The 23,637-nt window shown below is 61.9% G+C and carries 24 protein-coding genes; 20 read left to right on the top strand and 4 right to left on the bottom strand.

The window, feature by feature from the left end; all coding sequences use genetic code 11:
- Positions 1-133 precede the first annotated feature (133 nt).
- From ACYQ0Z_RS11245 to ACYQ0Z_RS11235, 3 genes are all read left to right on the top strand, one after another.
- Positions 134-1,585, top strand: coding sequence for an ISLre2 family transposase (locus tag ACYQ0Z_RS11245; protein ID WP_459865361.1), 1,452 nt, complete (start codon positions 134-136; stop codon positions 1,583-1,585).
- A gap of 1,311 nt (positions 1,586-2,896) precedes the next feature.
- Complete coding sequence (locus ACYQ0Z_RS11240; RefSeq protein WP_459868149.1) at positions 2,897-3,208, top strand: reverse transcriptase domain-containing protein; 312 nt, start codon at positions 2,897-2,899, stop codon at positions 3,206-3,208.
- 38 nt (positions 3,209-3,246) lie between these two features.
- On the top strand, positions 3,247-3,642 hold the full coding sequence (locus ACYQ0Z_RS11235) for a group II intron maturase-specific domain-containing protein (RefSeq protein WP_459868146.1): 396 nt from the start codon (positions 3,247-3,249) through the stop codon (positions 3,640-3,642).
- Positions 3,643-3,786: 144 nt separating this feature from the next.
- Here the strand turns inward: ACYQ0Z_RS11235 and ACYQ0Z_RS11230 are convergent, their stop codons facing one another.
- Complete coding sequence (locus ACYQ0Z_RS11230; RefSeq protein WP_459868143.1) at positions 3,787-4,671, bottom strand: DMT family transporter; 885 nt, start codon at positions 4,669-4,671, stop codon at positions 3,787-3,789.
- 227 nt (positions 4,672-4,898) lie between these two features.
- Here ACYQ0Z_RS11230 and ACYQ0Z_RS11225 point away from each other — a divergent pair, with 227 nt between their 5' ends.
- The gene (locus ACYQ0Z_RS11225; RefSeq protein WP_459868140.1) at positions 4,899-6,179 is read left to right on the top strand and encodes a dicarboxylate/amino acid:cation symporter; all 1,281 of its coding nucleotides are present in this window, start codon (positions 4,899-4,901) and stop codon (positions 6,177-6,179) included.
- Positions 6,180-6,303: 124 nt separating this feature from the next.
- On the opposite strand, the gene rpsD is transcribed toward ACYQ0Z_RS11225, so the two are convergent.
- The gene (gene rpsD, locus ACYQ0Z_RS11220; protein ID WP_054671022.1) at positions 6,304-6,903 is read right to left on the bottom strand and encodes a 30S ribosomal protein S4; all 600 of its coding nucleotides are present in this window, start codon (positions 6,901-6,903) and stop codon (positions 6,304-6,306) included.
- Positions 6,904-7,245: 342 nt separating this feature from the next.
- On the opposite strand from rpsD, the gene ACYQ0Z_RS11215 reads away from it, so the two are divergent.
- The 7 genes from ACYQ0Z_RS11215 to ACYQ0Z_RS11185 all read left to right on the top strand — a co-directional run bounded on the left by ACYQ0Z_RS11215 (position 7,246) and on the right by ACYQ0Z_RS11185 (position 14,485).
- Positions 7,246-8,466, top strand: coding sequence for an ISL3 family transposase (locus ACYQ0Z_RS11215; RefSeq protein WP_459864201.1), 1,221 nt, complete (start codon positions 7,246-7,248; stop codon positions 8,464-8,466).
- Between the two features lie 71 nt (positions 8,467-8,537).
- Complete coding sequence (locus ACYQ0Z_RS11210; RefSeq protein ID WP_459868135.1) at positions 8,538-9,182, top strand: histidine phosphatase family protein; 645 nt, start codon at positions 8,538-8,540, stop codon at positions 9,180-9,182.
- Positions 9,183-9,358: 176 nt separating this feature from the next.
- Positions 9,359-10,012 carry a class I SAM-dependent methyltransferase gene (locus ACYQ0Z_RS11205; RefSeq protein WP_459868132.1) on the top strand — a complete coding sequence of 218 codons (654 nt, stop codon included), beginning with the start codon at positions 9,359-9,361 and terminating at the stop codon, positions 10,010-10,012.
- A gap of 359 nt (positions 10,013-10,371) precedes the next feature.
- Positions 10,372-10,536, top strand: coding sequence for a DUF2759 family protein (locus ACYQ0Z_RS11200; RefSeq protein ID WP_459868129.1), 165 nt, complete (start codon positions 10,372-10,374; stop codon positions 10,534-10,536).
- Between the two features lie 97 nt (positions 10,537-10,633).
- The gene (locus tag ACYQ0Z_RS11195) at positions 10,634-12,841 is read left to right on the top strand and encodes a septation ring formation regulator EzrA (RefSeq protein ID WP_459868126.1); all 2,208 of its coding nucleotides are present in this window, start codon (positions 10,634-10,636) and stop codon (positions 12,839-12,841) included.
- 26 nt (positions 12,842-12,867) lie between these two features.
- Entirely contained in the window at positions 12,868-14,052 is a 1,185-nt protein-coding gene (locus ACYQ0Z_RS11190) for a M20 metallopeptidase family protein (protein ID WP_459868123.1), read from the top strand.
- A 223-nt stretch (positions 14,053-14,275) separates the two neighbouring features.
- Complete coding sequence (locus ACYQ0Z_RS11185; RefSeq protein ID WP_459868120.1) at positions 14,276-14,485, top strand: DUF1540 domain-containing protein; 210 nt, start codon at positions 14,276-14,278, stop codon at positions 14,483-14,485.
- Positions 14,486-14,533: 48 nt separating this feature from the next.
- Here ACYQ0Z_RS11185 and ACYQ0Z_RS11180 read toward each other — a convergent pair whose 3' ends face one another.
- Positions 14,534-15,127: a 5' nucleotidase, NT5C type gene (locus ACYQ0Z_RS11180; RefSeq protein ID WP_459868117.1), complete on the bottom strand. Its 594-nt coding sequence runs from the start codon at positions 15,125-15,127 to the stop codon at positions 14,534-14,536.
- 157 nt (positions 15,128-15,284) lie between these two features.
- Between ACYQ0Z_RS11180 and ACYQ0Z_RS11175 the strand changes: the two genes are divergently transcribed.
- The gene (locus ACYQ0Z_RS11175) at positions 15,285-15,641 is read left to right on the top strand and encodes a hypothetical protein (protein ID WP_459868114.1); all 357 of its coding nucleotides are present in this window, start codon (positions 15,285-15,287) and stop codon (positions 15,639-15,641) included.
- Between the two features lie 82 nt (positions 15,642-15,723).
- Here the strand turns inward: ACYQ0Z_RS11175 and ACYQ0Z_RS11170 are convergent, their stop codons facing one another.
- Positions 15,724-15,870, bottom strand: coding sequence for a hypothetical protein (locus tag ACYQ0Z_RS11170; protein WP_459868110.1), 147 nt, complete (start codon positions 15,868-15,870; stop codon positions 15,724-15,726).
- Positions 15,871-16,124: 254 nt separating this feature from the next.
- Between ACYQ0Z_RS11170 and ACYQ0Z_RS11165 the strand changes: the two genes are divergently transcribed.
- The 8 genes from ACYQ0Z_RS11165 (at position 16,125) to ACYQ0Z_RS11130 (ending at position 23,447) form a co-directional block, all read left to right on the top strand.
- The gene (locus ACYQ0Z_RS11165) at positions 16,125-17,279 is read left to right on the top strand and encodes a cysteine desulfurase family protein (RefSeq protein WP_459868107.1); all 1,155 of its coding nucleotides are present in this window, start codon (positions 16,125-16,127) and stop codon (positions 17,277-17,279) included.
- Between the two features lie 3 nt (positions 17,280-17,282).
- Complete coding sequence (gene thiI, locus ACYQ0Z_RS11160; protein WP_459868104.1) at positions 17,283-18,482, top strand: tRNA uracil 4-sulfurtransferase ThiI; 1,200 nt, start codon at positions 17,283-17,285, stop codon at positions 18,480-18,482.
- Positions 18,483-18,509: 27 nt separating this feature from the next.
- Entirely contained in the window at positions 18,510-19,304 is a 795-nt protein-coding gene (locus ACYQ0Z_RS11155; protein WP_459868101.1) for a fumarylacetoacetate hydrolase family protein, read from the top strand.
- Between the two features lie 208 nt (positions 19,305-19,512).
- Entirely contained in the window at positions 19,513-20,181 is a 669-nt protein-coding gene (locus tag ACYQ0Z_RS11150; protein ID WP_459868098.1) for a TerC family protein, read from the top strand.
- A 78-nt stretch (positions 20,182-20,259) separates the two neighbouring features.
- Complete coding sequence (locus ACYQ0Z_RS11145; RefSeq protein WP_459868095.1) at positions 20,260-20,814, top strand: YkoP family protein; 555 nt, start codon at positions 20,260-20,262, stop codon at positions 20,812-20,814.
- Positions 20,815-20,838: 24 nt separating this feature from the next.
- Positions 20,839-22,005, top strand: a complete 1,167-nt coding sequence (locus ACYQ0Z_RS11140; protein ID WP_459868092.1) for an MGDG synthase family glycosyltransferase — start codon at positions 20,839-20,841, stop codon at positions 22,003-22,005.
- 67 nt (positions 22,006-22,072) lie between these two features.
- Positions 22,073-23,152, top strand: coding sequence for a M24 family metallopeptidase (locus ACYQ0Z_RS11135; RefSeq protein WP_459868089.1), 1,080 nt, complete (start codon positions 22,073-22,075; stop codon positions 23,150-23,152).
- Between the two features lie 79 nt (positions 23,153-23,231).
- Complete coding sequence (locus tag ACYQ0Z_RS11130; RefSeq protein ID WP_054669035.1) at positions 23,232-23,447, top strand: alpha/beta-type small acid-soluble spore protein; 216 nt, start codon at positions 23,232-23,234, stop codon at positions 23,445-23,447.
- The last annotated feature ends 190 nt before the right edge of the window (positions 23,448-23,637 follow it).

The raw sequence follows: 23,637 nt of genomic DNA, 5'->3' as shown, positions 1-23,637 counted from the left end.
TGAGTCAACCGAACTGGGAGCGTGTAAAGTTTCAGTAGGAACACGGTGAGGAAAAAACGAAAAGAGACCTCACCGCAAGTTGTCTGGCCAGGCAACTTGCCCCGACACGAAGTCGAGGAGGCGGTGAGGTCTCATGGAATGGATTCGCGAAACCGTGCAAGAAATCCTCCTTCTTGTACAGGAAATGGCTGACCTCCTGAAGCAAAGCCCGGATTTTGAGGCATTGGAGAAGGGCATCTACCGGCTGGTGCAGCAGGCAACCCTCCGGCTTTTGCAGGCGGCCTGTGCGGAGTTGGATCAACAGTTTATGAAAAGCCGGGATCGGAAGCATTTAAAGATCGTGCATCGCAAGGAGCGCACGGTCCTGACGCCCTTTGGTGAGGTGCGTATTATACGTCGGTACTACGTGGACCGGGAAAGCGGTCAGGGCCGGTACCTTCTGGATGAGGCGCTGGGCTTGGCACCACGCCAGCGGCTTTCGCCGTGGGCAAGACAGTTGGCCGTAGCCCTGGCGGTGGAGATGCCGTATCACCGGGCAGCGGAAGTGCTCAAGCACGTGACGCTTGGGAATGTGGACATCCGGGCCATGAGCATCTGGCAGGAGGTACAAAAGGCCGGTAGGGAATTGGGGCAACAGATCGAACAGCGGCGGCGGGATGTGTTTGAACGGGGCGTAAGCCCCAAAGGGCAACGAAAGAGCTCGGCAGTGTATGTGGAAGCGGATGAGGTTTGGGTACCAGCCCGGCGTTCGGAAGGGAAGCGGGCAACGATTCCCGTCAAGGTGGCGGTGGCCTACGAGGGAAAAGGGGACGTTTCGGCCCAGCGGCGTCGTTTGCAAGAACGTTGTGTGCATGCCGGTGTAGCAGAAGGGTTGACTTTTTGGGAAGAGTGTGTGGCGAAATTTGGTCAGCATTGGGACTTCGATGCAGTGGAGCAATGGTATGTGGGAGGCGATGGGGCCGCGTTTGTAAAGGAAGGGTGTGCGTATTTTCCGGGAGCGCAATACCGGCTCGATCCATTTCACCTTCGCCGGAACTTGGTAGAGAGTCTTCGACATGACGAGAAGGCGTATCGGGAGGTTTGTGCTGCGCTGTCAACATCCGATTGGGAAGGGGTTGAGCAGGCTCTGAAAGCAGCCGAACATCGCAGCCGCGGGGCACAGCGGCAGCGTGTGGTTCAGTTGTGGCGCTATTTGCGGACGAACTGGGAAGGCATTCGGGAGTTGGGAGAGCCCGTGCGATTAGGGGCGATTGAGGGACAAGTGTTTCATCACATTGCACGGCGGATGAAGCGTCATGGAGCGCGTTGGAGCGTCGAGGGGGCCGGCCGGTTGGCGCGGCTTTTGGCGTCGCGGGCAAATGGGGAACTGGCTGAAGTGGTGAAAACCAAGTGGACAGCCCAACCGGAAAGATTGAGCCATGTGTTTGGCAAAGGAGCGGCGGAGGAAAGGGAAAAGAGTTGGAGAGCAGACATAGAGGGATGGCTGCGCGCAAGGATTCCGGCCCTTAACGGGCCTGGATCCGGTGCGCCTTGGGTAAAGTATGTGCTTCGTGAGCTTGTGCGGACGATTCCAAGAATGGTTTAAATTGACCTAATTTTTGTGTCGGGGCACCTACTGAAAGTTGACACGCACCCGAACTGGTTTTTTCTTATTCCTGTCAGATTTACGTGGTAGTATTGATAGTTAATCACGTTGAGCCGGTCTGGCGAACACTTCCCGAGTTGGTGAGGGATTCTTTCACCCTTGTTCTTTGAGATGAGATCGTAAAGTAGCTGTGCTTGGCTGCCAGGAGATCTTACAAAGGTCAAATGGGTTGCTCCTGAATAACTTCGTGGAGAATCTGTTGAGTCTTGTACTGTTTGTATCCAATCTCCATTCTTGCAAGAACTCTCAGGAAGATTCCAACACTTTGTAGGACTTACAGAATCTTGACGGATGGGATTATGTGTTGTACAATGTTTTCAGAAAGTTACGTTCTCACTTCTCCACAATATGGTTTGGAGGTGTTATTTTTGAATGATGGGCGCCTTTTTCGTCAGTTCCTCATTTCCATTATAATGATCTTTGGTGGTGCTTATAATGTATATTCCTATTATAAACAACCATACAGTATTAGTGCTTTCATTCTTAGCATCATTATTCTGATAGGAGGGATTAGTGAATTCATTTCAGGGTTAATACGGGTGAAAAAGTTAAAAAACAATTCCAATAATAATTAACAAATTGTTTTAGTTGAAGACTTCAAGCAAGAAGCTAATCTTTCTATCTCTCAGTATTTCGTGTTCACGCTATCCCCACCTTGTAATCAGGTGGGGATTACTTTTGTGTGCGCCCGGCATGGGAGCTGTCTATAGGGTGAAAGTCCCGAACGGTGAAGGCGGCAGGAGCCGTTAGCTTTAGGCAAGGGCGTCCGCCGCGAGGCGGAGTCTGAAGGAAGCCGGCGGCAAACCTCCGGCCCGACGAACAGGAACCCCATACGAGGCTGCCTGTGCTTGGACCAGTCTGCACAACAAGACAAAGTCCTTGCCGCCGAAGGGCACAGTCAGTAAATGGGGCGGGGAGATGGAGAGAAAGACAGTGCTCTTACCCGGGGAGGCCTGCCGGGTACGCCCGGTTACCGGGTAACCCGCGTCGAAAGGCGTGGCTGAACCGGCAGGAGTCAGCAGAGGCCATAGTACGTCTCTCGCGACGTCCGGGAGACGGAAGGGCCGAACACAAGGAAAGGGGTGGGTGCGACATGGGTTCGCGAGAAGGACGACAGCCGAAAATCCCGAAAGGGAGCTGCCTACGGGAGGAAGCGGTGAATCCGCGGGGGACCGTAGGAGCGCCGAGTCCTTCTCCGGCACCCCTCGCCACTCCGCCCCGCGAAGCAGGCGACAACCTGATGGAGAGGTGGTGGAGCGACAGAACATGCTCCGCGCCTGCAAGGTGAAGGACAAGCGCGTCCTGAAGCTGATTCGGAACTACCTCCAGGCTGGCGTCATGGCGGGCGGAGTGTGCGTGCGCAGCGAGGAAGGGACGCCACAAGGCGGTCCGTTGAGCCCGCTCCTGGCCAACATCCTCCTGGATGACCTGGACAAGGAACTGGAGAAACGCGGCCATAAGTTTGTTCGCTATGCCGACGACTGCTACATCTACGTGAAAAGCCGTCGGGCAGGCGAACGCGTGATGGCTAGCATTCGGAAGGTCGTCGAGGGACGGCTATAGCTGAAGGTCAACCTGGAGAAAAGCGCGGTGGATCGCCCATGGAAACGCAAAAATTCCTGGTATTCTCGTTCACCAGCGAGAAATCGCCGCGCATCCGCCTGGCGGCGGAAACCGTCAAACGGTTTAAAGCGCACATCCGAAACCTCACCCGTCGGAACCACAGCGTCAACATGGAGGAGCGAATGGAGCGGCTGAATGCCTACCTGCGGGGGTGGATCGGCTACTTCCGCTTGATTGACACCCCAAGCCCGCTTCAATCCCTGGATGAATGGATCCGAAGGCGGTTGCGGATGTGCCTCCTAAAGCAATGGAGAAGACCGAAGACTATCCGTCGAAACCTGATAGCCCTTGGGTTGCCGCCTGAATGGGCGAAAATACTGAGCGGTTCCCGAAAGGGATACTGGCGCCGGGCTCTTTTCTCCACAAATGAATAAGGCCACCGGCCTCGCCTACTGGCGAGAACGGAGCCTTTTCAGTTTCGCCGACTTGTACGCTCAGCTTCGTCAATCCTTGTGAACCGCCGTATACCGAACGGTACGGTACGGTGGTGTGAGAGGACGGGGGTTAGCTGCCCCCTTCTACTCGATTGTTCCGGGTTTGCGTCCGGCAAGAAAGACGCCGGTCAAGATGAGGATCAGCCCGAGAAACAGGTTGGGCGTCAGCGGTTCGCCGAGGAAGAGCGTGCCCCACAACATGGCCGTGACGGGCACAAGGTAGGTGACAAGGGTGGCAAACTCGGCGCCGCCGACGCGGATCAGGTAGTAAAACAGCAGGTAGGCCACGCCGGAGCCGAGACAGCCCAGGCCGACGAGGGTGAGCAGGAGGTCGGCGCGCGCGAGATTGGCCCACGTCGCCGCTTCGAATGCAAGGGCGGGGACGAGGGAGCCGAGCGTGCCGACGACGAGGGTGGCCACCGTCGTTTCGTACAGGGAGAGGTTGGTGAGCCGGTGCTTGGCCAGCTGGGAACTGAGGGCGTACCCCCAGGTGGCGAGAAGGACGGAGGCATAGGCTGTCCAGTGTCTCCCCGCCTGGCCCGGCTCGAGGCCGACCACCGTGACGAGCCCGGCAAAACCGACGACGATGCCGAGCCACTGCAGGCCGGCTAGGGTTTGGCGAAAGGCCAACAGGCCGACGAGGGCTGTCCAGATCGGCGTGCTGGCGTTGAGTACCGAGGTAAGGTTGCTGGTCAGGCGGGTCTCGCCGTAGGCGATGAGGGCCCACGGCACTGCCGTGTTCAGGAGGGCGACGACGGCGGCGGTGGGCCACGAAATGGCGCGCCAGCGGATGGGCGTGCGGAGGACGGCAACGAGGGCGGCAACGGCGGCCAAGCCGAACGCCGTGCGAAAAAAGGCGACCGACAGCGGTCCCATCGCCTCCAACAGGATCTTGATGAAAAAAAACGACCCGCCCCAGATCAGGCTGAGCAGTCCGAGCGCTCCAAAGCGCAGTGTGGCGTCCTTCACGGTTTCCACTCCCTTGTTCGGTTGCAGTGATGGCGATCTCTCAGGTTCGATGAGCATGCGATGTCCCGGTTCGATCATATCACAGGGCGACGCACGGGTGGACCGCGGAACAGCCGAACAGTATGATCAACATGAACATTGTCCCCAACACGATGTTTGAGAATCATTTCCCGCATTCTTATAATGAGAAAAGTGAGTTAGAAACAGGGTAAAGGAGAGGAGATTCGGTGAGGAAGAGAATCAAGTTGCAGAACCTTACTGTGCAGGTGTTGTTGGCCATCTTGTTGGGTATCGCGGTGGGCTACGCCTTTCCGGATGTGGGGGCCCGCCTGAAGGTGCTGGCAGACGTGTTCATCAAGATGATCAAGATGATTATCCCACCCGTGGTGTTTTTCACCGTCGTGTTGGGCATCGCCAACATGGGCGACATGAAGAAGTTGGGACGTGTTGGCGGTAAGGCGCTGTTGTACTTTGAGATTGTCACCACGTTTGCCCTCATAATTGGCATGATCGTCGTCAACGTGATTCAGCCCGGTGCCGGTGTTGACCGAACGGCCGTACAGGAGGGAGACATCAGCCAGTACACGCAGCAGGCGCAGGAAGTCAATCAAGGCTTTGTCGACTTTGTGGTGAGCATCATCCCCGACAACGTTGTGGCCGCCATGGCCAAGGGCGACCTGCTGCCTATCCTGTTCTTCGCCGTCCTTTTCGGCATTGCCCTCGCGCGACTCGGCGAGCGTGCCAAGCCGGTGACGCAGCTGTTTGAACGGCTCAACGAGGCGTTTTTCGGCGTGGTGAACATCGTGATGCGGTTTTCCCCCATTGGGGCGTTCGGCGCGATGGCGTACACCATCGGCAAGTTTGGGATTGATTCGCTGCAGTCGCTGGGCAAGTTGATGGCGTGCGTGTACCTGACCATGTTCTTCTTCATTCTTCTCGTCCTGGGCGCCATCGCCCGTATGTACGGCTTCCGCATCCTGTCGTTCATCCGATACATCAAAGACGAGATTTTGTTGGTGTTGGGAACGTCCTCATCTGAGTCGGCCTTGCCGCGACTGATGGAGAAACTGGAACGCTACGGATGTTCGCGTTCCGTGGTGGGGCTGGTGCTCCCGACGGGATATTCCTTTAACCTGGACGGTACCTCCATCTATCTGTCCATGGCCGCCCTGTTTATCGCCCAGGCCTACGGCATTGACCTGTCGCTGTGGCAGCAGCTGACGTTGCTGGGCGTGTTGATGCTGACGTCCAAGGGAGCGGCGGGGGTTACGGGTTCAGGATTTGTCACGTTGGCGGCGACATTGGCGGCCTTTCCAATGGTGCCCCTCGAGGGTTTGACCCTGCTCATTGGCGTGGATCGCTTTATGTCCGAGGCGCGGGCCATCACCAATCTCATCGGCAACGGCGTGGCCACGGTGGTGGTGGCGAAAATGGAGAAGGAGTTTGACGATCACCAGCATCGGCAGGTGGTGGCGGAACTCGAAAGGCGCCAAGCCAAGGCGGGATAAGGATAAATCGAGCCTTGGTTCACGCCGCGTGAGGCACAGGGCGGCCGGGCAGAACCCACCGCGCCGGAAGGGAAGCACAAAAACGCCCTCCCTTCGCTTTGCCGTAGAAGGGAGGGCGTCGTGCTTACCGCGAGTAGAACTCGACAATCAGCTTTTCGTTGATTTCCTGCGGCAACTCGGAGCGTTCCGGATAGCGCAGGTAGGTGCCTTCCATCTTGTTTTCATCGAAGGACAGATAGTCCGGCAGGTACGCGCGGTTTTCCAGCGCTTCCTTCACGACTTGAAGGTTGCGGCTTTTTTCGCGCAGCCCGATCACGTCGCCCGGCTTCACCTGGTAGGACGGGATGTCCACCTTCTTGCCGTTCACCGTCACGTGACCGTGCGTCACCAGCTGCCGGGCCGCCGGACGGGTACGGGCGAAGCCCAGGCGGTACACCAGGTTGTCGAGGCGCGACTCGAGGAGGATCATGAAGTTTTCCCCCGTCGCGCCGGGCATCTTTTGGGCCCGCTCAAAGGTGCGGCGGAACTGCCGCTCCGTGAGGCCGTACATGTGGCGAAGCTTTTGTTTCTCCATGAGGCGAATGCCGTACTCGCTCAGCTTACGACGCTGCCCCGGACCGTGCTGCCCCGGCGGATAAGGGCGTTTCAGCTCTTTGCCCGTCCCGCTGAGGGAGATGCCCAGACGGCGGCTGAGTTTCCAACGAGGTCCCGTGTACCGTGCCATTCAAACCGTCTCCTTTGCTGTAGATTGGAGGGTCCTTCCGGTGGGCGAGTCCGGACTTTTTCTACACGAACGTCGGACGGTAGCGTTCCGCATCGTGCAACCTCCCGGCCACCTGGTTTCCCAGTCAGCCGCTGGGCCGGCAAGGGTCCGAACTCCACTCCGCACCGTTTTTACCCTCAATCATTGCTACCCTACAACAAATGCATATTAGCGCGGATTGGAAGGGTTGTCAAGAGGATGGCGGCTCTACGCTAAAAAGTGTGGGTTCTAAGAGGAAAAGGCGGTCGACAAGCCAAGGGATAGTTAAGCACACCACATCCCGAAGGAGGCTCGCGACCGCCTATGAACAAGCTTACCGCAGAAATGTTCGGCTTACAATCGTGGATTGTTTACCGTACCGTCCATCAATCCGACAGCATCCACGTCTACGCAGGTCGGCCGCGTAAGGAAGCGCGGTGTCCGGATTGTGGACAGCTGACACGCCGCGTCTACGATCGTGCACGTGAATGGAAACGGAAGCTGCACACCTGGTGCAACGAGAAACCGGTTTACCTCTGGGTACGTCCCCGGCGCTTCCAGTGCACGGCCTGTCGAAAAGTGTTCACCGAACGCTTTCCTGGTATTCGCCCCTGGGCACGCAGGACCGAACGGGCCGAAGCCCTTTTGCTCCAGCGCCTGAAAGCGGGCAGTTTCCGTCGTGCCGCCCAGGAAAGCGGGACAAGTGCCAGCACCTTGCGCCGTCTGCTCCTTCGGTACGTAGGTCAGCAGGTAAATCTCGAGGAAGCCCTCCGGGATGTCGATGCCTTCGTGCTTAGCATTGATGAACACAGCTATCGTGGCCGTGACATGATGGTTACGGTCACATGCGTGTGGCCAAAACGGTGCCTTTTGGCCATCTTGCCGGATGACCGCATGAAAACACTGGAGCGCTTTTTGCGCCAGCTGCCGGAGACGGTTCGTCGGCGGATTCGGGCCGTGTGCATCGACCTGAAGGATGCTTGGCGCCATGCCGTGAAGCGCGCTTTGCCCGGCGCTGTCATCGTGGCGGATCCGTTCCACGTCATCCAGGACGCGAATCGGCGGGTTGACGAAGCACGGCTTGTGGAACAGCAGGTGACCGGGGTACGCCTGAGGCGCTGGCCGCTTTTGAAGAACGAGGACGACCTCACCGAACGCCAAGCTGCCCAGCTTGCCGCCATTCGGAAGCATCACAAGAACGTGGCCCACTTTCACTGGGTCAAGGAGCAGCTGCGAGACGTTTACCGTGCTTCCAATCGAGACGAAGCCGCAGCCATCCTGGACCGCGTGATCTTTGAGACCCAGTCGGCAAGCGATGCCGCGCTCCTGCAGTGGGGACGCACGCTCCGCCGCTGGCGCGAGGCGATTCTGGCCTACCACACCTGGCGTGTTTCAAACGGCTACACGGAGGGCGTGCACACCAAGATCAAGCTGCTCAAACGAATCAGCTACGGCTTCCGTAACCGTGAGATCTATGTGCGAAAGATGCTCCTCGCTTTTATACCCTTGGCTTGGTTGACCTCCCATCCACAGTTATTGACTTAGAGCCGAGGATGGCACGACAGAAAAGCGGCTTCCGACGAGTTGGTTTTGACTACAATAGAGAGCAAACGCCGATGGGAGTGATGCGCACGATGACCACAGAGCTCTATTTGGTTCGCCATGGGGAGACGTTGTGGAACCGTGAACGGCGCATCCAAGGTCACCGCGACGTGCCGCTGAGCCCGCAGGGGAAGTGGCAGGCCGAGGTGCTGGCCCGGCGGCTTGCGACCGTCCCCTTTGCCGCCATCTACAGCAGCGATCTCATGCGGGCCCGCGAGACGGCGGAGGCGGTGGCCCGCGCCGTCGGAAAGGCGGTGATCCCGCTGCCCCAGCTGCGCGAACGGTGCCTGGGCGACTGGGAAGGGAAGACGATAGCCGAAATCGGGCTGATGGAGGGGGTACCGCTGGAAGACCCGCGGCTTGCGGCCGTCGGAGCGGAGCCGTTTGAGGCGCTTCAGCATCGTGCGGCGACGGTGTTAACGGCCATCGCCGAACGCCACGTTGGGGCGACGGTGCTTGTCGTCAGCCATGGCGGCTTTTTGAACGCCGCGCTGCACTGGATGACCGCGGGGCGGCTGGGTACCGGCGTGACGCGGCACGGCAACACGGCCATCACCCGCGTGCGCTGGGAGGCGGGGGTGTGGACGGTGCTCACCGTGGCCGACGTCTCGCACCTGGACGAGGCGGAACGGCAGCAGGCAGCGTCGCGTTCGTCGTGAGGGGGGTCTCGTTCGCAGGGAGACACATGGACAGAGCGGCGTCCTTCACCAGCGGTTTGCCTGGGGTGCATCCCGATATTCCCCATTGTCGGAGGGAGCGGGTTTGCGTACAATGAAGCCAAACCCCTTAAAGATTAAAATCCGATTAACTTTTACGGGATTTAGGAGGGACCTTGATGAGCGAGGCCCGATTCAACGAACTGTTTGACCGATGGGCCGCTACGTACGACGAAACGGTCACCGATCCGACGGGGGAATACGCCGAAGTGTTCGCCGGGTATGATCGCATTCTCGCCCGCGTGGCCGGCGAGGTGGGTCTGCCGGCCGGTTCGGTGGTGGTGGAAATCGGGGTGGGCACGGGCAACCTGACACGCGAGCTGCTGATGCGCGGCTACCAGGTCATCGGCGTCGAGCCGTCGAGGGAGATGCGCCAGCAGGCCAAGCGCAAGCTGCCCCCGCTCGACTTGCGGGACGGCGATTTCCTGCACCTGCCCCTTTCCGACGAGCGGGTTGAGGCGTTTGTCAGCACGTATGCCTTTCATCACTTGACCGACGAGGAGAAGGAGAGGGCGCTGACCCAGATGGCCGCACGCCTGGCTCCGGGCGGAAAGGTGGTTTTCGCCGACACGGTGTTTGCCAGCGAGGATGAACGCCGTGCGTTCATCGACGAAGCGCGGCGCAAGGGGTACATCCAGTTGCTGCAGGACCTGGAGACGGAGTTCTATCCCACCCTTCCGGTGCTCGAGACCCTCTATCGCCGCGCCGGTTTTGCCGTGTCGTTTGAACGGCTGAATCGCTACGTGTGGCTGTCCACGGCGGTGCGTCGCTGATCGTTGGGCATGGAGCGCCTTCTTCGCGGATAGGCTATGCCTGGCGGCGAGGACGGCACCACGACACTGCAGCGCAACCAGACGCTCCACGACCTGACCCGCATTCGGTTCAATGGATACGTCGACAAGGGCGACGAGGTACTGGCATCCCGCTGCTCTCGTGCGCGCCGTCGACGCGATGAAGCTGCGCGTTGCCGTCGATCCGCGGCGTTCAACGCCCGACGCGACCTGCCTGCCAATCCTTTGTCACAGTAGTGTCGGACGCGCCCGTTGCGTGGGTGTGGCCATCCATCGTAAAATAGACACGTGCGTATGGCTTTTGCGAAGAACGGGCAAGGAGTTGCGAGGAGGCGAAACCCATGCCGGTGCTGGAAATCCTGTTTCTGCTCATTGGTGCGGTCTGCGTGTGGTCCGTCTTTCGCCAGGCGCGGGAAAAGAATGTGCTGGGCGTGGTGATGTCGATTCTCGGGGCGATCACCGGATTGGGCTTCGGATTTCTGGAGCTGATGGCGAAGCTGAGCTGAGAGAATCGGACCGCCAATCGCGCGGTCTTTTTCTTCTTTCCCCCAACCAAGGCTGCAGGGGTCTGTGGGAGACGGGACAGGAACAGGAGCGATGGCCGTGAAGCGACGAGCGGTCCTTCTCGCGTTGGCGATGGTTGTCGCGTTTTTCTGTGTCCATGCCTCGGCGCAAGCGCTGCCGCCGTGGCAAGACCGGTCCGTCTTGGATGAGGCCCGCCTGTTTTCCACGCCGGAACGGAAACAACTAGAAGATCTGATCCGCGCCTTTCCGTATCCGGTCACCGTCGTCGTCGTGCCGACAATGAACCGTCAGGCGCCCGACGCGTTTGCGCGTAACGCGTTTGCCGCCTATGGTCTCGGCCCGCATCACCTCTTGGTGGCGGTCGACGCGCAGCGCGGCGCCCTGGGCGTCTTTGCGGGATCGGCGCTGTCGGGCGCGGGATTGTCGGCGGAGTGGCTGGCCGAAAAACGGCGCATCTTTTTCGATCCTTATGAAAAGCAGAACGAAATCGCCGCTGGGGTGGCCGCGTTTTTGCAAGCGATACTGGACGACACGGCGCAGCTGGCCGTTGCGGCCAATCCGGCGCACGGGGCGGTCCCCAATGCTACCGACCCGTCCAACCGGTTGAATTGGGGCGTTGTCCTGCTTGCCGCGTCGGCGGTGGGGGCCGCTGCAAGCGGGGCGATGTTGGCGGTGCGCCAGGGGGTGCGGCGCGCCGTGGCGCGGCACCGGGCGCACTTGGCCGCCGTACGCGCCGAGCTGGATGCCGCAGCGCGGGCACATCCGGCTGCCTTGGCCGGCCAGACGGCGTCGGCCTGGGCGGAGTGGTGCCGTGCGCAAGCGGCGTGGATGGAGCAGGCGGCGGCGCTGGACGGGATGCTGGACGACATCGAGGACGCCGGCGAGCGCTTCCGCCTGGTGCGGGCGCTGCGCGGCGTGCGGAGGGCGGCGCAAGAGGGGAGTGCGCTCGAGGAGGAGGGCCGCCGGCTGCTTGAGGTTTCGACCCGGCTGCGCGAGGTGGCCGAGCAGGTGAAGGAGGCGTTGGTGCGCGCAGCGGAGGAGGCCCGCGCCGCCGGCGACGCGCTTGAGGCGGTGCGGCAGGAGACGGGATCCCCCCTGACGGCCCTGGCAGAGGCATGGGAAGCGGGAAACCAACGGCTGGCCGAGGCGGAACGCGATGCCGCTATAGGGGATAGCCTGGCCGCCGAGGCGGCGGTGCGCGAGGCAAGGGAAGCGTTCCGGCGCGTAGTGGCGGACGGCGAAACCCTTTGCCGCAACCGCGGCGCGATGGACGAGCTGGTGAACGCGCTGCGCAGCGTGGAGGCCACCTACCGCATGCTGCAACAGGCCGGGTATCGCTTTACGGAATGGTCCCCGGAAGCGATCCTTGCCGACATTTCCGACCAGGAAAACCGGCTTGTGCAGGCGTGGGAAGCGGGGAACGCCGAACAGGTGACCCTTCTTCTTCCTGCACTGCGCGAAGCGGTGGAAAAGCTGTCGGCACAGCTGGAGGAGGAGCAGACGCTGCAGAGGACCGTCGGCGAACAGCAGCCGGAGGTGGAGGCCCGCTTGCACCGCGCCGAGGAGCTTCTTGCTTCCGTGGAAGAGGAACTGGCCGCCCTGCGGCACATCTACTGCCTCTCGGAGGGGGAGGTATTCGACACCTACGCGCGGCTGCGGGCGGAAGCGGAACACATCGCCGAAAAGCTGGCCAGTGCCGCACTGTTGGCCGGCCCGGAAACGCAGCGGTTTCGCGCCGCGCAGGCCCTCCTGACCGATGCCGCGCAGGCCGTCGACGCCCTGCTGCGCGAAGGGGACGCCTTGCTCCGGCGGCTTGGGGATATGCGCAAGGGGGAGCGGGCGGTGCGGCAGGCGGTGATCGAGATGGAACGCATCCTGCACCGCCGGACGCAGGACCTGGAACGCGCATTTTTACCCCTTCCCCAAGGGATGGACGTCACCTTGCGGGAAGCGCGTGCAGCCCTCCGCCAGCTGCAGGCCGAGTTGCGCAGCGTCCCCCTCGACGTGGAGGCGGTGCAGCAGCAGGCCGACACCCTGATGAAGCAGGTGCGCGCGTGGGAGCAGGCGGTGGAGGGGCTGTTGGAAGGATATCGCCGAGCGGAGACGGCCATCTGTCGGGCCAATCGGTATCGCGGGGCCCATCCGCGTTGGGAAGAGATGCTCAAGGAAGCGGAAGAAGCGTTTCGCGCCCTTGATTTCGCACAGGCCGAGGCGCTCGCGCAGGTGGTCTTGCACGAGGCCGAGGGGCGGCGGCGCTCCTTTGAACGGCGAACAGCAAACCGGTGAGAAACGGGGGAGGGGAGGCCCACGTGGTGACCAACTGGCTGTGGGGGGATCCGAGCTTGCAGGCGTGGACGGTGGCGGTGCGGCGTCACCTCCACGCGCACCCCGAGCTGTCCCATGAGGAAGTGGAAACGGCGCGCTTTGTTCGGTCGCACTTGGAAGCGTGGGGCGTGGAAACCATGGCCTACGGGAACAACCACGTCATCGGGTATGTGCGCGGCGATCGGCCGGGCCCAACTGTCGCCCTGCGCGCGGACCTCGATGCCCTTCCCGTGCAGGAGGAGACGGGCCTGCCCTACGCTTCCACACGGCCGGGCATCATGCACGCATGCGGCCACGACGGCCACACGGCGATTCTGCTCACCGCGGCACGCATCCTGGCCGAACGGCGGGCCGAGTTGGCCGGGACGGTGAAATTCATTTTCCAGCACGCCGAAGAGGCGGTGCCCGGCGGGGCTCGGTTTCTGGTGGAACAGGGCGTCTTGGACGACGTGGACGCCATTTTCGGGCTGCACCTGTGGCAGTCCCAGCCCAAAGGCACTGTGGGGGTGAAGGCCGGCCCGCTGATGGCTGCTGCCGACAGGTTCACGGTGCGCATCCAGGGGAGAGGGGGCCACGGGTCGATGCCCCACGAGACGGTTGACCCCGTTGTGGTGGCCGCCGCTGTCATCCAATGTATGCAAACGGTGGTCAGCCGGAATGTTTCCCCCCTCGAGCCGGCCGTCGTCAGCGTCGGGTCCGTGCAGGCGGGGGAGGGCTACAACGTCATTCCCGATTCGGCGACGCTGGCCGGTACCGTGCGGACCTTTCGCGAGCCTGTTCGCCGTCTCATTGCCGAGCGGCTGCGTCGGGTGGTCGACGGGGTGTGTGTGGCCCACGGGGCGACGGCCGAGGTGATGTACACCTTTGGCGATCCGGCGGTGGTCAATGATGCGGCCATGGCCGATCTGGTTCGCCGCGTGGCCGAGCAGGTGGTCGGTCCCGAGCGCGTTGTCGAGGCGGAGCCGTCGATGGGTGGAGAGGACTTTGCCTACTATCTGCAGCAAAGGCCGGGATGCTATTTCTTTATTGGCATGAACGGGGAGATGGCGCGCTATCCGCACCACCACCCTCGCTTCACAATCGATGAAGCGGTGCTGCCGATTGGGGTGCAGATGATGGTGGGGGTGGCGCTGGCATACTTGGAAGCGGAGTCGGTGAAGGGGAAGCGGTGAGGAAACAAGAAGGCCCCGCCATGCAGGCGGGGCCAAGTCGGTGAGGAAGACGAGGAAGGGGATTTTGGTGTTACCCCTCCCTTACAATAGCAGATTCGCTTGGGCGTGACTGTTAACGTTTTGTGAAAACCAACGTAAGGAAAGTTTCCCGGCTAGGATCGGCGGGTGGTGTCCGTATGCGAAGGAGGGAAACCGGGTACGCTAGCTTCAGGGGGTGATCGGAATGCCCGTTGTCAAATGCAGCGTTTCGAACTGCACCTACTGGGGCAGCGGAAACATCTGCACCGCCGATGCCATCATGGTGGAGATTGACCGCCACGCACGCGCTTCGTTCCGGGAAGAAATCGGGGAAATCCAGGTTGACTCCGACCACAAGGACGTGGCTCAATCGAGCAGCGATACGTGCTGTCACACGTTTAAGCCCCGTCAATGAACAAACCAACCCCGTTCCGGGAACCGGGAACGGGGTTTTCCAATCCCATCAGGTTGCGCAGGGCCGACCAAAGTGGGCGTCCAGGTAGGCGGGGACTTCCCTCCAGGACCGAATGCGCGTCACAAGGGATGGAAGCGGTCCTTGGTTGTAAGGTGTATCAAAAAGCAGCACCGGCACCTGGAGTGCTTCAGCCAAGGCGCAGGCGTTTTCATACCGATCCTCGAGGAACAGCTCCACTTGCTGGCGGCGCGCTTCCGCTACTTTGTCGTGGGAGCCCAGCAGAATGATCTTGTGATAGGGAATGCCATGCGCCTCGAACCATTGTACCGTCACGTCGTAGTGCTCCGGCTCGCGCGCGCTGATATAGATGAGCGTGTGATGACGCGCCAAGCGGCGCAAGACGTCCCGGGCGAAGGGACTGGGCGGTGACGTGCGGTAGACGTCCGCTGAATGGCGTTCGTACCAGCGCCAGAATGCCTCCGGCGTGACCTGGTACACGGGAATCAGATCATATTGGCGCACCTGGGGGTACAACAGCCGCTTGCCAAAGGCGCGGTTGAGGTGGGAAAGGAAGCTGGCGGGGTTCGTCACCGTTCCGTCGATGTCGATGCCGATGCACAAACCGCGAGAAATGTGGGTCACACGCTTCACTCCTCACCAGGCCCGGCGGATGCTCTCATGGAGGAGCATAGCGAAATTGCCGAAGGCTGACAAGGATCCGGCTCCAAAAACTCGGCGCCATAATTGCGGCGGCGGGTCGGCATACTAGGGGTACACCACGCAGAAAGAGGGAATGTGCATGTACGAACCGCGCGCTCGCTGGACGGAAGGCGAGGCGGACGTTCGCGATCGTGCCCGCGCAGGCGATTCCGCCGACGAGGAACTGGCTGCCGAGATTGTGCCCACCACCGCGCCCCGACGTGAGGAGGACACGGGTGAACAATCGGAGCGCACCGACGGAAGCGGGTGGGCGATTGCCGGTATCATCCTCTCGGTGATCAGCCTGTTTGTGCTTCCGTTTCTGTTCGCTCCCGCCGGTGTCATCGTCGGATACGTGGGGCATCGTCAAGGCGCCCGCACCCTTGCCTGGTGGGCCATCGGCCTGGGTTTGATCTCGCTGCTGGGTGCAGTCTTGCTTCGCCCGTTCTTCTTCTAGCGCACGATCCCTTTTCGCGTGAAGAAAGCCTCCGGGACGAACCTGGAGGCTTCCCTGTCGGGCCGGATGCCCGTGTCGCGAGTTAGTTGTACACCTCGGTCAACAGGGTGTCCAACTCGGTGGGTTCAAACCCTTCGGTGTTTTGCAGCATGCGTTGCACTTCTCGATGGAGGCGATCGATTTCCTCTTCCAGACGTTTCAACACTTGCACATCGACGGTCACGGTCATCGTCAGTCCCCTCCGCATCTCATGAATTTATCGATCATTCTAACAACGAATCTTTTACTTGTAAAGAAGTAAAATGTGTTGAAAGCGTTTGCAAATCAACTGGTTTTTTTTAAGATCCTATCGCAAAAAAATACCTTGGCATTAAACCGTGACCGCAGTCGAACGTGATCAGGGACGGCCGCCGGTTTGCTTGCAAGCGGGAAGAATTGTGGTAAGATGGTGAGTGAATGTCAATAGGCAAGGGGTTTTTCACCATGATCTACCTGGATCACGCCGCAACTACGCCGCCCCACCCTGATGTGGTGAAGGCGGTTACGGAAGCGATGACACGTTTTTACGGAAATCCGTCCTCGTTGCACAAGGCGGGAGCGGAAGCGGGCCGTGTGCTCCAGCAGGCCCGCGAAGTTGCCGCGCGGGCCCTCGGCGTGAGCCCGGGGGAGATCGTGTTTACATCGAGCGGTACGGAGAGCAACAACGCGGCGCTGAAGGGCGTTGCCTTTCAGTACCGCGACCGCGGGCGGCACATCGTGACGACGATGGTGGAGCATCCCGCCGTTTACCGCGTGGCCAAACAGCTCGAGGAGCTGGGCTTTTCCGTCACGTACCTGCCCGTTGACCGAACGGGCCGCGTGTCGCCGGACGACGTGGAGCGGGCGCTGCGCGACGACACCCTTTTGGTGTCCATCATGCACGTGAACAACGAGACGGGTTCGCTCCAGCCCATTGCCGAGATCGGCCGCCGTTTGAAGCGGTATCCCAAGGTGCTGTTTCATGTGGATGCCGTGCAGAGCTTTGGGAAGGTGCCCCTTGATCCCAAGGGCTGGGGGATTGACCTCTTGTCGCTCACGGGGCACAAGCTCCGCGGCCCGCGGGGCGTCGGCTTGCTGTACGTGCGGGAAGGGGTGACGCTGTTTCCCCTCTTGGCCGGCGGTGGGCAGGAAGGGGGCCTGCGATCGGGGACGGAAAACGTGCCCGGCATTGTTGGGATGGCCAAGGCCATGCGCCTCATCCGCGAAGAGCAGGCGGCCAAACCCGATCATTTCGCGCGCCTCAAGCGCCGGCTCGTTGCAGGCTTGCGCGCATGGGGCGACCGCGTCCTGCTCAATTCGCCGGAGCGCGACGAAGAGGCTGCCCCCCACATCGTCAACTTCTCGGTTCCTGGAATCAAGCCCGAGGTGCTGCTGCATGCTCTGGAGGAAGAGGGCTACCTCCTGTCGACCAAGTCCGCCTGTTCCTCCAAAAAGGACGAGCCGAGCCGGGTGCTGATGGCCATGTTCGGCGACGAAGAGCGGGCGCGGACCGGCATTCGCGTCAGCTTCGGCTACGAGACCACCGAACGGGACGTGGACGGTTTTCTGGCGGCGCTCGAGAAGCGCCTGTCTGAACTTCTCGCGTGGATGAAGGGGTGACCCATGCGGTACGACGTCGTTCTGCTGCGGTACGGAGAACTGGCGCTAAAGGGAAAAAACCGCGGCCAATTTGAACACCGCCTGCTGGCCAACGTGCGGCAGGCGCTGGCCGATTTTCCGGGTCTGCGTGTGCGCCGGGCCTACGGCCGCCTGCTGGTGGAGCTGGGCGATGTGCCCTTCGCCGAGGTGGCGGAGCGCCTGGAGCGCGTTTTCGGGCTGGTCTCCTTCAGCCCCGCGGTGCGCACGCCGCTCGAACTGGCGGCCATCCAGGAGGCGGCGTTGGCGCTGATGCGCTCCCTTTCGCCCGCGCCGCGGACGTTTAAGGTGGCGGCCCGGCGGAGCGTGAAAAACTTCCCGCACACCTCGCACGAGCTGAACCACCTCGTCGGCGCCCACGTGCTGCGCAACACGGAGAACCTGACCGTCGACGTGCACGAGCCCGACGTGGAGCTGGCGGTGGAAGTGCGCCCGGAGGGGGCGTTTTTGTACGTCGAGTCGCGGCCCGGCCCCGGCGGGCTCCCCGTGGGCGTCAGCGGGAAGGTGCTCCTGTTGCTTTCCGGCGGCATCGACAGCCCCGTGGCCGGCTGGCGCATGCTGAAGCGCGGGGTGACGCTGGAGGCGATCCACTTTCACAGCTACCCGTTCACCAGCGAGCAGACCCTGGAGAAGGTGCGCGACCTGGCGCGGGTGCTATCGCGCTACGGTGGACCGATCCGGCTGCACGTGGTGCCCTTTACGGAGATCCAGACGCGGATTCGCCAGCACGTGCCCGAGGCCTACGGCATCACGATCATGCGCCGGTTTATGATGCGCATCGCCCAGGGAATCGCCGAAAAGCGCCGCGCCCTCGCCCTGGCTACCGGCGAGAGCCTCGGCCAGGTGGCCAGCCAGACGCTGGAGAGCCTCAACACGATCAACCGCGTCGTCACCATCCCCGTCCTGCGCCCCCTCGTGGGCATGGACAAGGCTGAGATCATGGAGACGGCCAAGGCCATCGGCACCTACGAGATTTCCATCCGCCCCTACGAAGACTGCTGCACGATCTTCGTGCCGAAAAATCCCAAAACCAAGCCCGATCCCGAGGAGGCGGCCGAGCTGGAGCAGGCGCTGCCCGTCGATGAGCTGGTGGCCGACGCCATTGCCCGCACGGAGATGGAGACGCTGGACTGGCGCGCGCGCGACGAGATCGCCGATCTGCTGTAACCAAACACCCGGGGAGGAGTGGGGGCCATGTTGGTGCGCTACGAGCACAACGGCAAGGTGCGGTACGGCTGGATGGTGGACGACAAGGTGCGCATGGTGGTTGGCGACGTCTTCTACGCCGAGGGGGGGCGGCCCTACATCCCGGGCAAGGAGCTTCCCGTTTCGGAGGTTCGTCTTTTGGCCCCGTGCGAACCGAGCAAGGTAGTGTGCATCGGCGTCAACTATGTCGACCACGCCAAGGAGATGGGACGCGAGCTGCCCAAAGAGCCGCTCATGTTTCTTAAGCCCTCGACCGCGGTCATCGGGCCGAATGAGCCGATTGTTTACCCGCGGCTGAGCCAGAATGTGCACCACGAGGCCGAGCTGGCCGTGGTGATCAAAAAACGAGCCCGCCACGTGAAGGCGGCCGAAGCGAAGGAGTATATCCTCGGCTACACCTGCGCCGTCGACGTGACGGCCCGTGACCTGCAGTTTGCCGATGGGCAGTGGACGCGGGGCAAATCCTTCGACACCTTTTGCCCGCTGGGACCTGGCATTGTGCCCGCCGCCCAACTGGATCCGATGAATCTGGCCATTCGCCTGACGGTGAACGGCGAGGTGCGCCAGGAAGGGAACACGGCGCAGATGGTGTTTAATGTCTACCAGCTGATCGAGGCGGTGACGGCGGTGATGACGCTCCTGCCGGGCGATGTTATCTTGACCGGAACGCCGCCGGGCGTGGGCCCCATCAAACCGGGCGATGTCGTGTCGGTGACGATCGACGGCATTGGAACACTGACCAACCCGGTGGTGGCCGAAGGGGAGAAGACGGCAAGCGCGTGACGGGTATCCTTTCGTGGGTGTGGAGGAAAGCGCCTCCCCCGTTGGCTCGGGGGAGGCGCTTTCGTTTGTGTGCACAAGGCGTCGGAAGGTGGCAACGCATGACCCACCGGGCTGGCGAATAGGAGTGGTAGGGACAGGGCTGTGCGTCCCGAACGCCTTCTGGTGTCGTCTGCGCTTTGTGGGAAGTAAGGTGTCGGAGGGGAACCGTGTGGCGCTTGAGGAAGGGCTGGCGCTCGTCAACATCCTGCTCATCGACATCGTGCTGAGCGGTGACAACGCTGTGGTGATCGGCATGGCCTGCCGCCATCTCCCCGCCGGCCAGCGCCGTTTGGCCGTGTGGTGGGGGTGTGCCGGTGCGGTGGTGTTACGCGTGACCTTGACAGTGGTGGCCACCTTTTTGCTGCGCATCCCCCTGCTTTCCGCCGTGGGCGGTGTGATGCTATTATGGTTGGCGAAAACGCTCGTCGTTGAACAAGACGACGAGCCCGATCCCCGTTTGGACGGCGGGCGGTCGCTGGGTGCGGCGGTCAAGACGATCGTTGTGGCCGACTTTGTGATGAGCTTGGACAATGTGTTGGCGATTGCCGGGGCGGCGCATGGCGAGGTGTGGCTGATCCTGATTGGCCTTGGCTTGAGCATTCCCCTGCTCATGTGGGGCAGCACCGTCGTGGCGCGGTGGATGAACCGCTATCCCCTGTTGGTTGTGCTGGGCGCATCCGTGCTGGTGTATACCGCGGTGGACATGATCGTGCACGACGCCTGGGTGTCGCGGTGGATGGGGGCGTATCGGGAGCTGGGGCATCGGGTCCTGCCCCTTTTGGCAGCGGTGGCCATGTTTTGGGTGGCTCGATGGCTGCGCACCCGGCCGAGTTGGTGATCCGACGGGCATGGGCGAGGCGCAGGGTGTAAATACTAGGAGATGGGGGTATGATGATCGAAGAAAGGGTTGACGGGGATGAACGGTGGACTGCTGGCCGCATGGCGGTGGTGGGATGCCGTTTACCAGCGATGTACCCGTCTCGAGTACGTGAAAAAAGGGGATAACCTGTTTCGCGTTGTCCTGCTGAGGTATCACGGGGATCCGCTCACGACACGGGATGGCGTGCGCATTCAACCGGGCGACTGGATTTTGAAGCTGCATCTTCACAACCTGCGGTTGGCTGAAATGCTGCGGCATGCCGCGCCGGGCACCCAACTGGGGATTCCGGTCCTGCGGGAGATCCGCCGCTCGCTGCCCGGTCTGGCCCGTTACGTGGCCAACCATCCGCGACGCGCCGAGATCAAGGGCCTGATGGGAACCACCTTCCTGTACCGCGGGGCGGAACGCTTGGGGTTTGACGTGTGCGATGTTCCGCCGACTTTGTATTTCCGGTATAAAAATTATTACCTGAAAGGCTTGCTCTGGCTCATGCATCCATCGGGTGCCAAGCGATTGGCGGAGAAACGCGACTTTCTGATCACGCGTCGGGTATACATTTCGACGGCTGAGCTCTTGCGGCGATACCTTTGACGCGTAAAGGGGTTCGGGTAGGCGATGACCGATGCGGTTCGCATTCTCATCCTCTCGGAATCGATCGCGGGAGAAGGGCACAGCCGGGCCGCCCGCTCACTGGCGGCTGCCATTCAGGAACTGATGCCGACGGCCCGGGTTCGCGTGGTCAATGCCCTGTCGTACGTCAGCCCGCGGTTGGAAAACCTGACGCGCGTGGTGTACCGGCAAACCCTGCAGTCGGCCCCACGCTTGTGGGGATGGGCCTACGAGATGGAACGCCCCTTGAGCTCGCTGATGAAGGAACGACTGGGGCGTGTGGTGGCCGCGCGGCTCAAGCCCCTACTCGAACAGGAACGGCCGGACTTGATCGTCTGCACCCATGCCTTTGCCATCGGGGCCGTGGTGCACCTGCGGCGGCTTATGGGGTTGTCCTGTCGAATTGGGGCGGTGATCACGGACTTTGACATCAACGGGTTCTGGGTTCACGAGGATGTGGATTTTTACCTGGTCAGCGGAGCCGTCCAGCGTGAGAAGCTGGTGCGCGATTTCGGAATCCCGGCCGAGCGCATTTTTCCGACCGGCATCCCGATTGATCCGCGGTTTGGCGAGGTGGCCGATCTGCCTGACCGCGGCCAGTTGCGACGGGCCTTGGGATTGGCGGAAGAGCGCTTCACCCTGCTGTTGGCGGGCGGGGGAATGGGCATCGGGCCGTTCCATGCATTGCTTGAGCAGTTGGCCCAGCGGATCGACGCGCCGCTGCAGGTTCTCGTCGTCACCGGGTACAACCGGGCGTTGTACGACGAATTGACGCCCCTGGTCCGGAGCTACCGCCATCGCCTGGTGGTCTTCCCCTACGTGCACAACATGCACGAGCTGATGGCCGCCTCCGACGTGATGATCACCAAACCGGGCGGCTTGACGACGTCGGAAGCCCTCGCCCTCGGCCTGCCTTTGGTGCTCTTGGAGGCGTTCCCTGGGCAGGAGACGCGCAACCGTTTGTTTCTCGTCGAGCACGGGGCCGCGCTGGCTTGTGAGACGGTAGAGGAGGCGGTGACGACGGTACAGGCGTTGGTGGCCGACCCCAAGCGGCTGGCCGCCCTGCGCGAAGGGGCCCGACGGCTGGGCAATCCCCACTCGTCACGGGATGCGGCGCGCATTGCGCTCAACCACCTTCCTGTGCCGCACGCTGTCGAGCACCCCTCCCGGTAATGGCGAAGGCAGGACTTCCCTTTCTCGGCGTGGAAAAGAAAGAGCGAACGCCAAGGGAGGGAAGCCGATGGATCGCGTGAAACGGTTTTGGCAACAAGGCGGCGCGCAGCTGCCCGACCGGGTGCTGCTGACCGATCCCGCGACGGTGGGGTATTTTACTGGGTTTTGGTGCGAACCCCATGAACGCTTTGTGGGGCTGTTTCTCTTTCGGGACCGGGAGCCGGCGCTCGTCGTCCCCGCCCTGGAGCGGGAGCCGGCTGAAGCGACGGGTCTTTCCGTGTGGGCGTACCGCGACGACGAAGGGCCTGAACAAGCGGTGCGGGGGGCCGCCGGTAGGGGGGAGGGGCCGTTGGGGGTCGAGAAGCACGCCCTCTCCCTGTCCTGGGCCGAACAGCTGGGCGAATGGCTGGGCGTGCGTCGCTGGGTGGACGTGGCGCCGCAGGTCCGCCGCCTGCGCATGATCAAGGACGCGCGGGAAATCGAGGTGTTGCGCCAGGTGGCCCAGTTGACGGACCGCGTCTTGGAAGCGGCACTTCAGCATTTCCGTGTGGGGATGACGGAACGGGACCTGGCCGACGAGCTGGAGCACCAGGCGCGCCGCGCTGGTGCAGACGGCATGGCGTTTTCCCCGCTCGTCTTGTCCGCAGCGCGTTCCGCGTTGCCCCACGGGGTACCGGGGGCCCACCCCATCGAGCCGGGGAGCTTTTTGCTGATCGACTTTGGCCTTCGCTTGGGTGGTTACCATTCCGACATCACGCGCACGTTTGTCGTCGGCGCGGACGATGAACGGATGCGCCGGGTGTACGAGGCCGTGCAAGCCGCTCAGGAAGCGGCGCTGAAGGCGATCCGCCCTGGGATCACGTGTGCCGAACTGGATCGCGTGGCCCGGCAGGTGTTGGACGACGCCGGTTACGGCCCCTACTTCATTCACCGGCTGGGACACGGCGTGGGCCTGTCCGTCCACGAGCCGCCGTCGGTCGACGGGGGGAATAGCGCGGCCCTTGAGGCGGAGATGGTGATCACCGTCGAGCCGGGCGTGTACGTGCCGGGCTGGGGCGGCGTGCGCATTGAGGACATGTGCCGGGTCACCGAGCGGGGGGCGGAGGTGTTGACCCGGTACAGCAAGGCGCTTACCGTTCTCTCCTAACGACACCAGCTTTTTCTTCGCATTTTGTGTCCGGCAGCTTCGCATCATAAGGGTACCACCACACAAGGAGGTGACCAAAATGGCTGATCAGAATCGCGGTGGTCGGAACCGCCTGGTGGTGCCTCAAGCGAACCAAGCGCTGGACCAGCTGAAATACGAGATCGCGCAGGAGTTTGGTGTCCAGCTCGGCCCGGATTCCACCTCCCGTCAGAACGGTTCGGTGGGCGGGGAAATCACGAAGCGGCTGGTGGCGCTGGCTGAACAGCAACTGGCTGGTCGTTTTCCGCAACAATAACCTGATAAGATTGGACCACCCCGGCAGCGGCTTTGGCCGCTGCCTTTATTGGTACCGTTTCCACCGGTGTGCTCCAGCATGAGGTGCGAAGCCGCCGGGTCAACACCCGCGGGGAGCTGCTTGGCCGGGAACGGACGGAACATCTGACCGGGTCTTCTGTTACAGGACTGCCTTCTTCCCGACAGGCAGT

The sequence above is a fragment of the Calditerricola yamamurae genome, assembly GCF_054654135.1.
The sequence above is the reverse complement of the archived record's forward strand: the minus strand, read 5'-3'. Positions and strand labels throughout refer to the sequence as shown.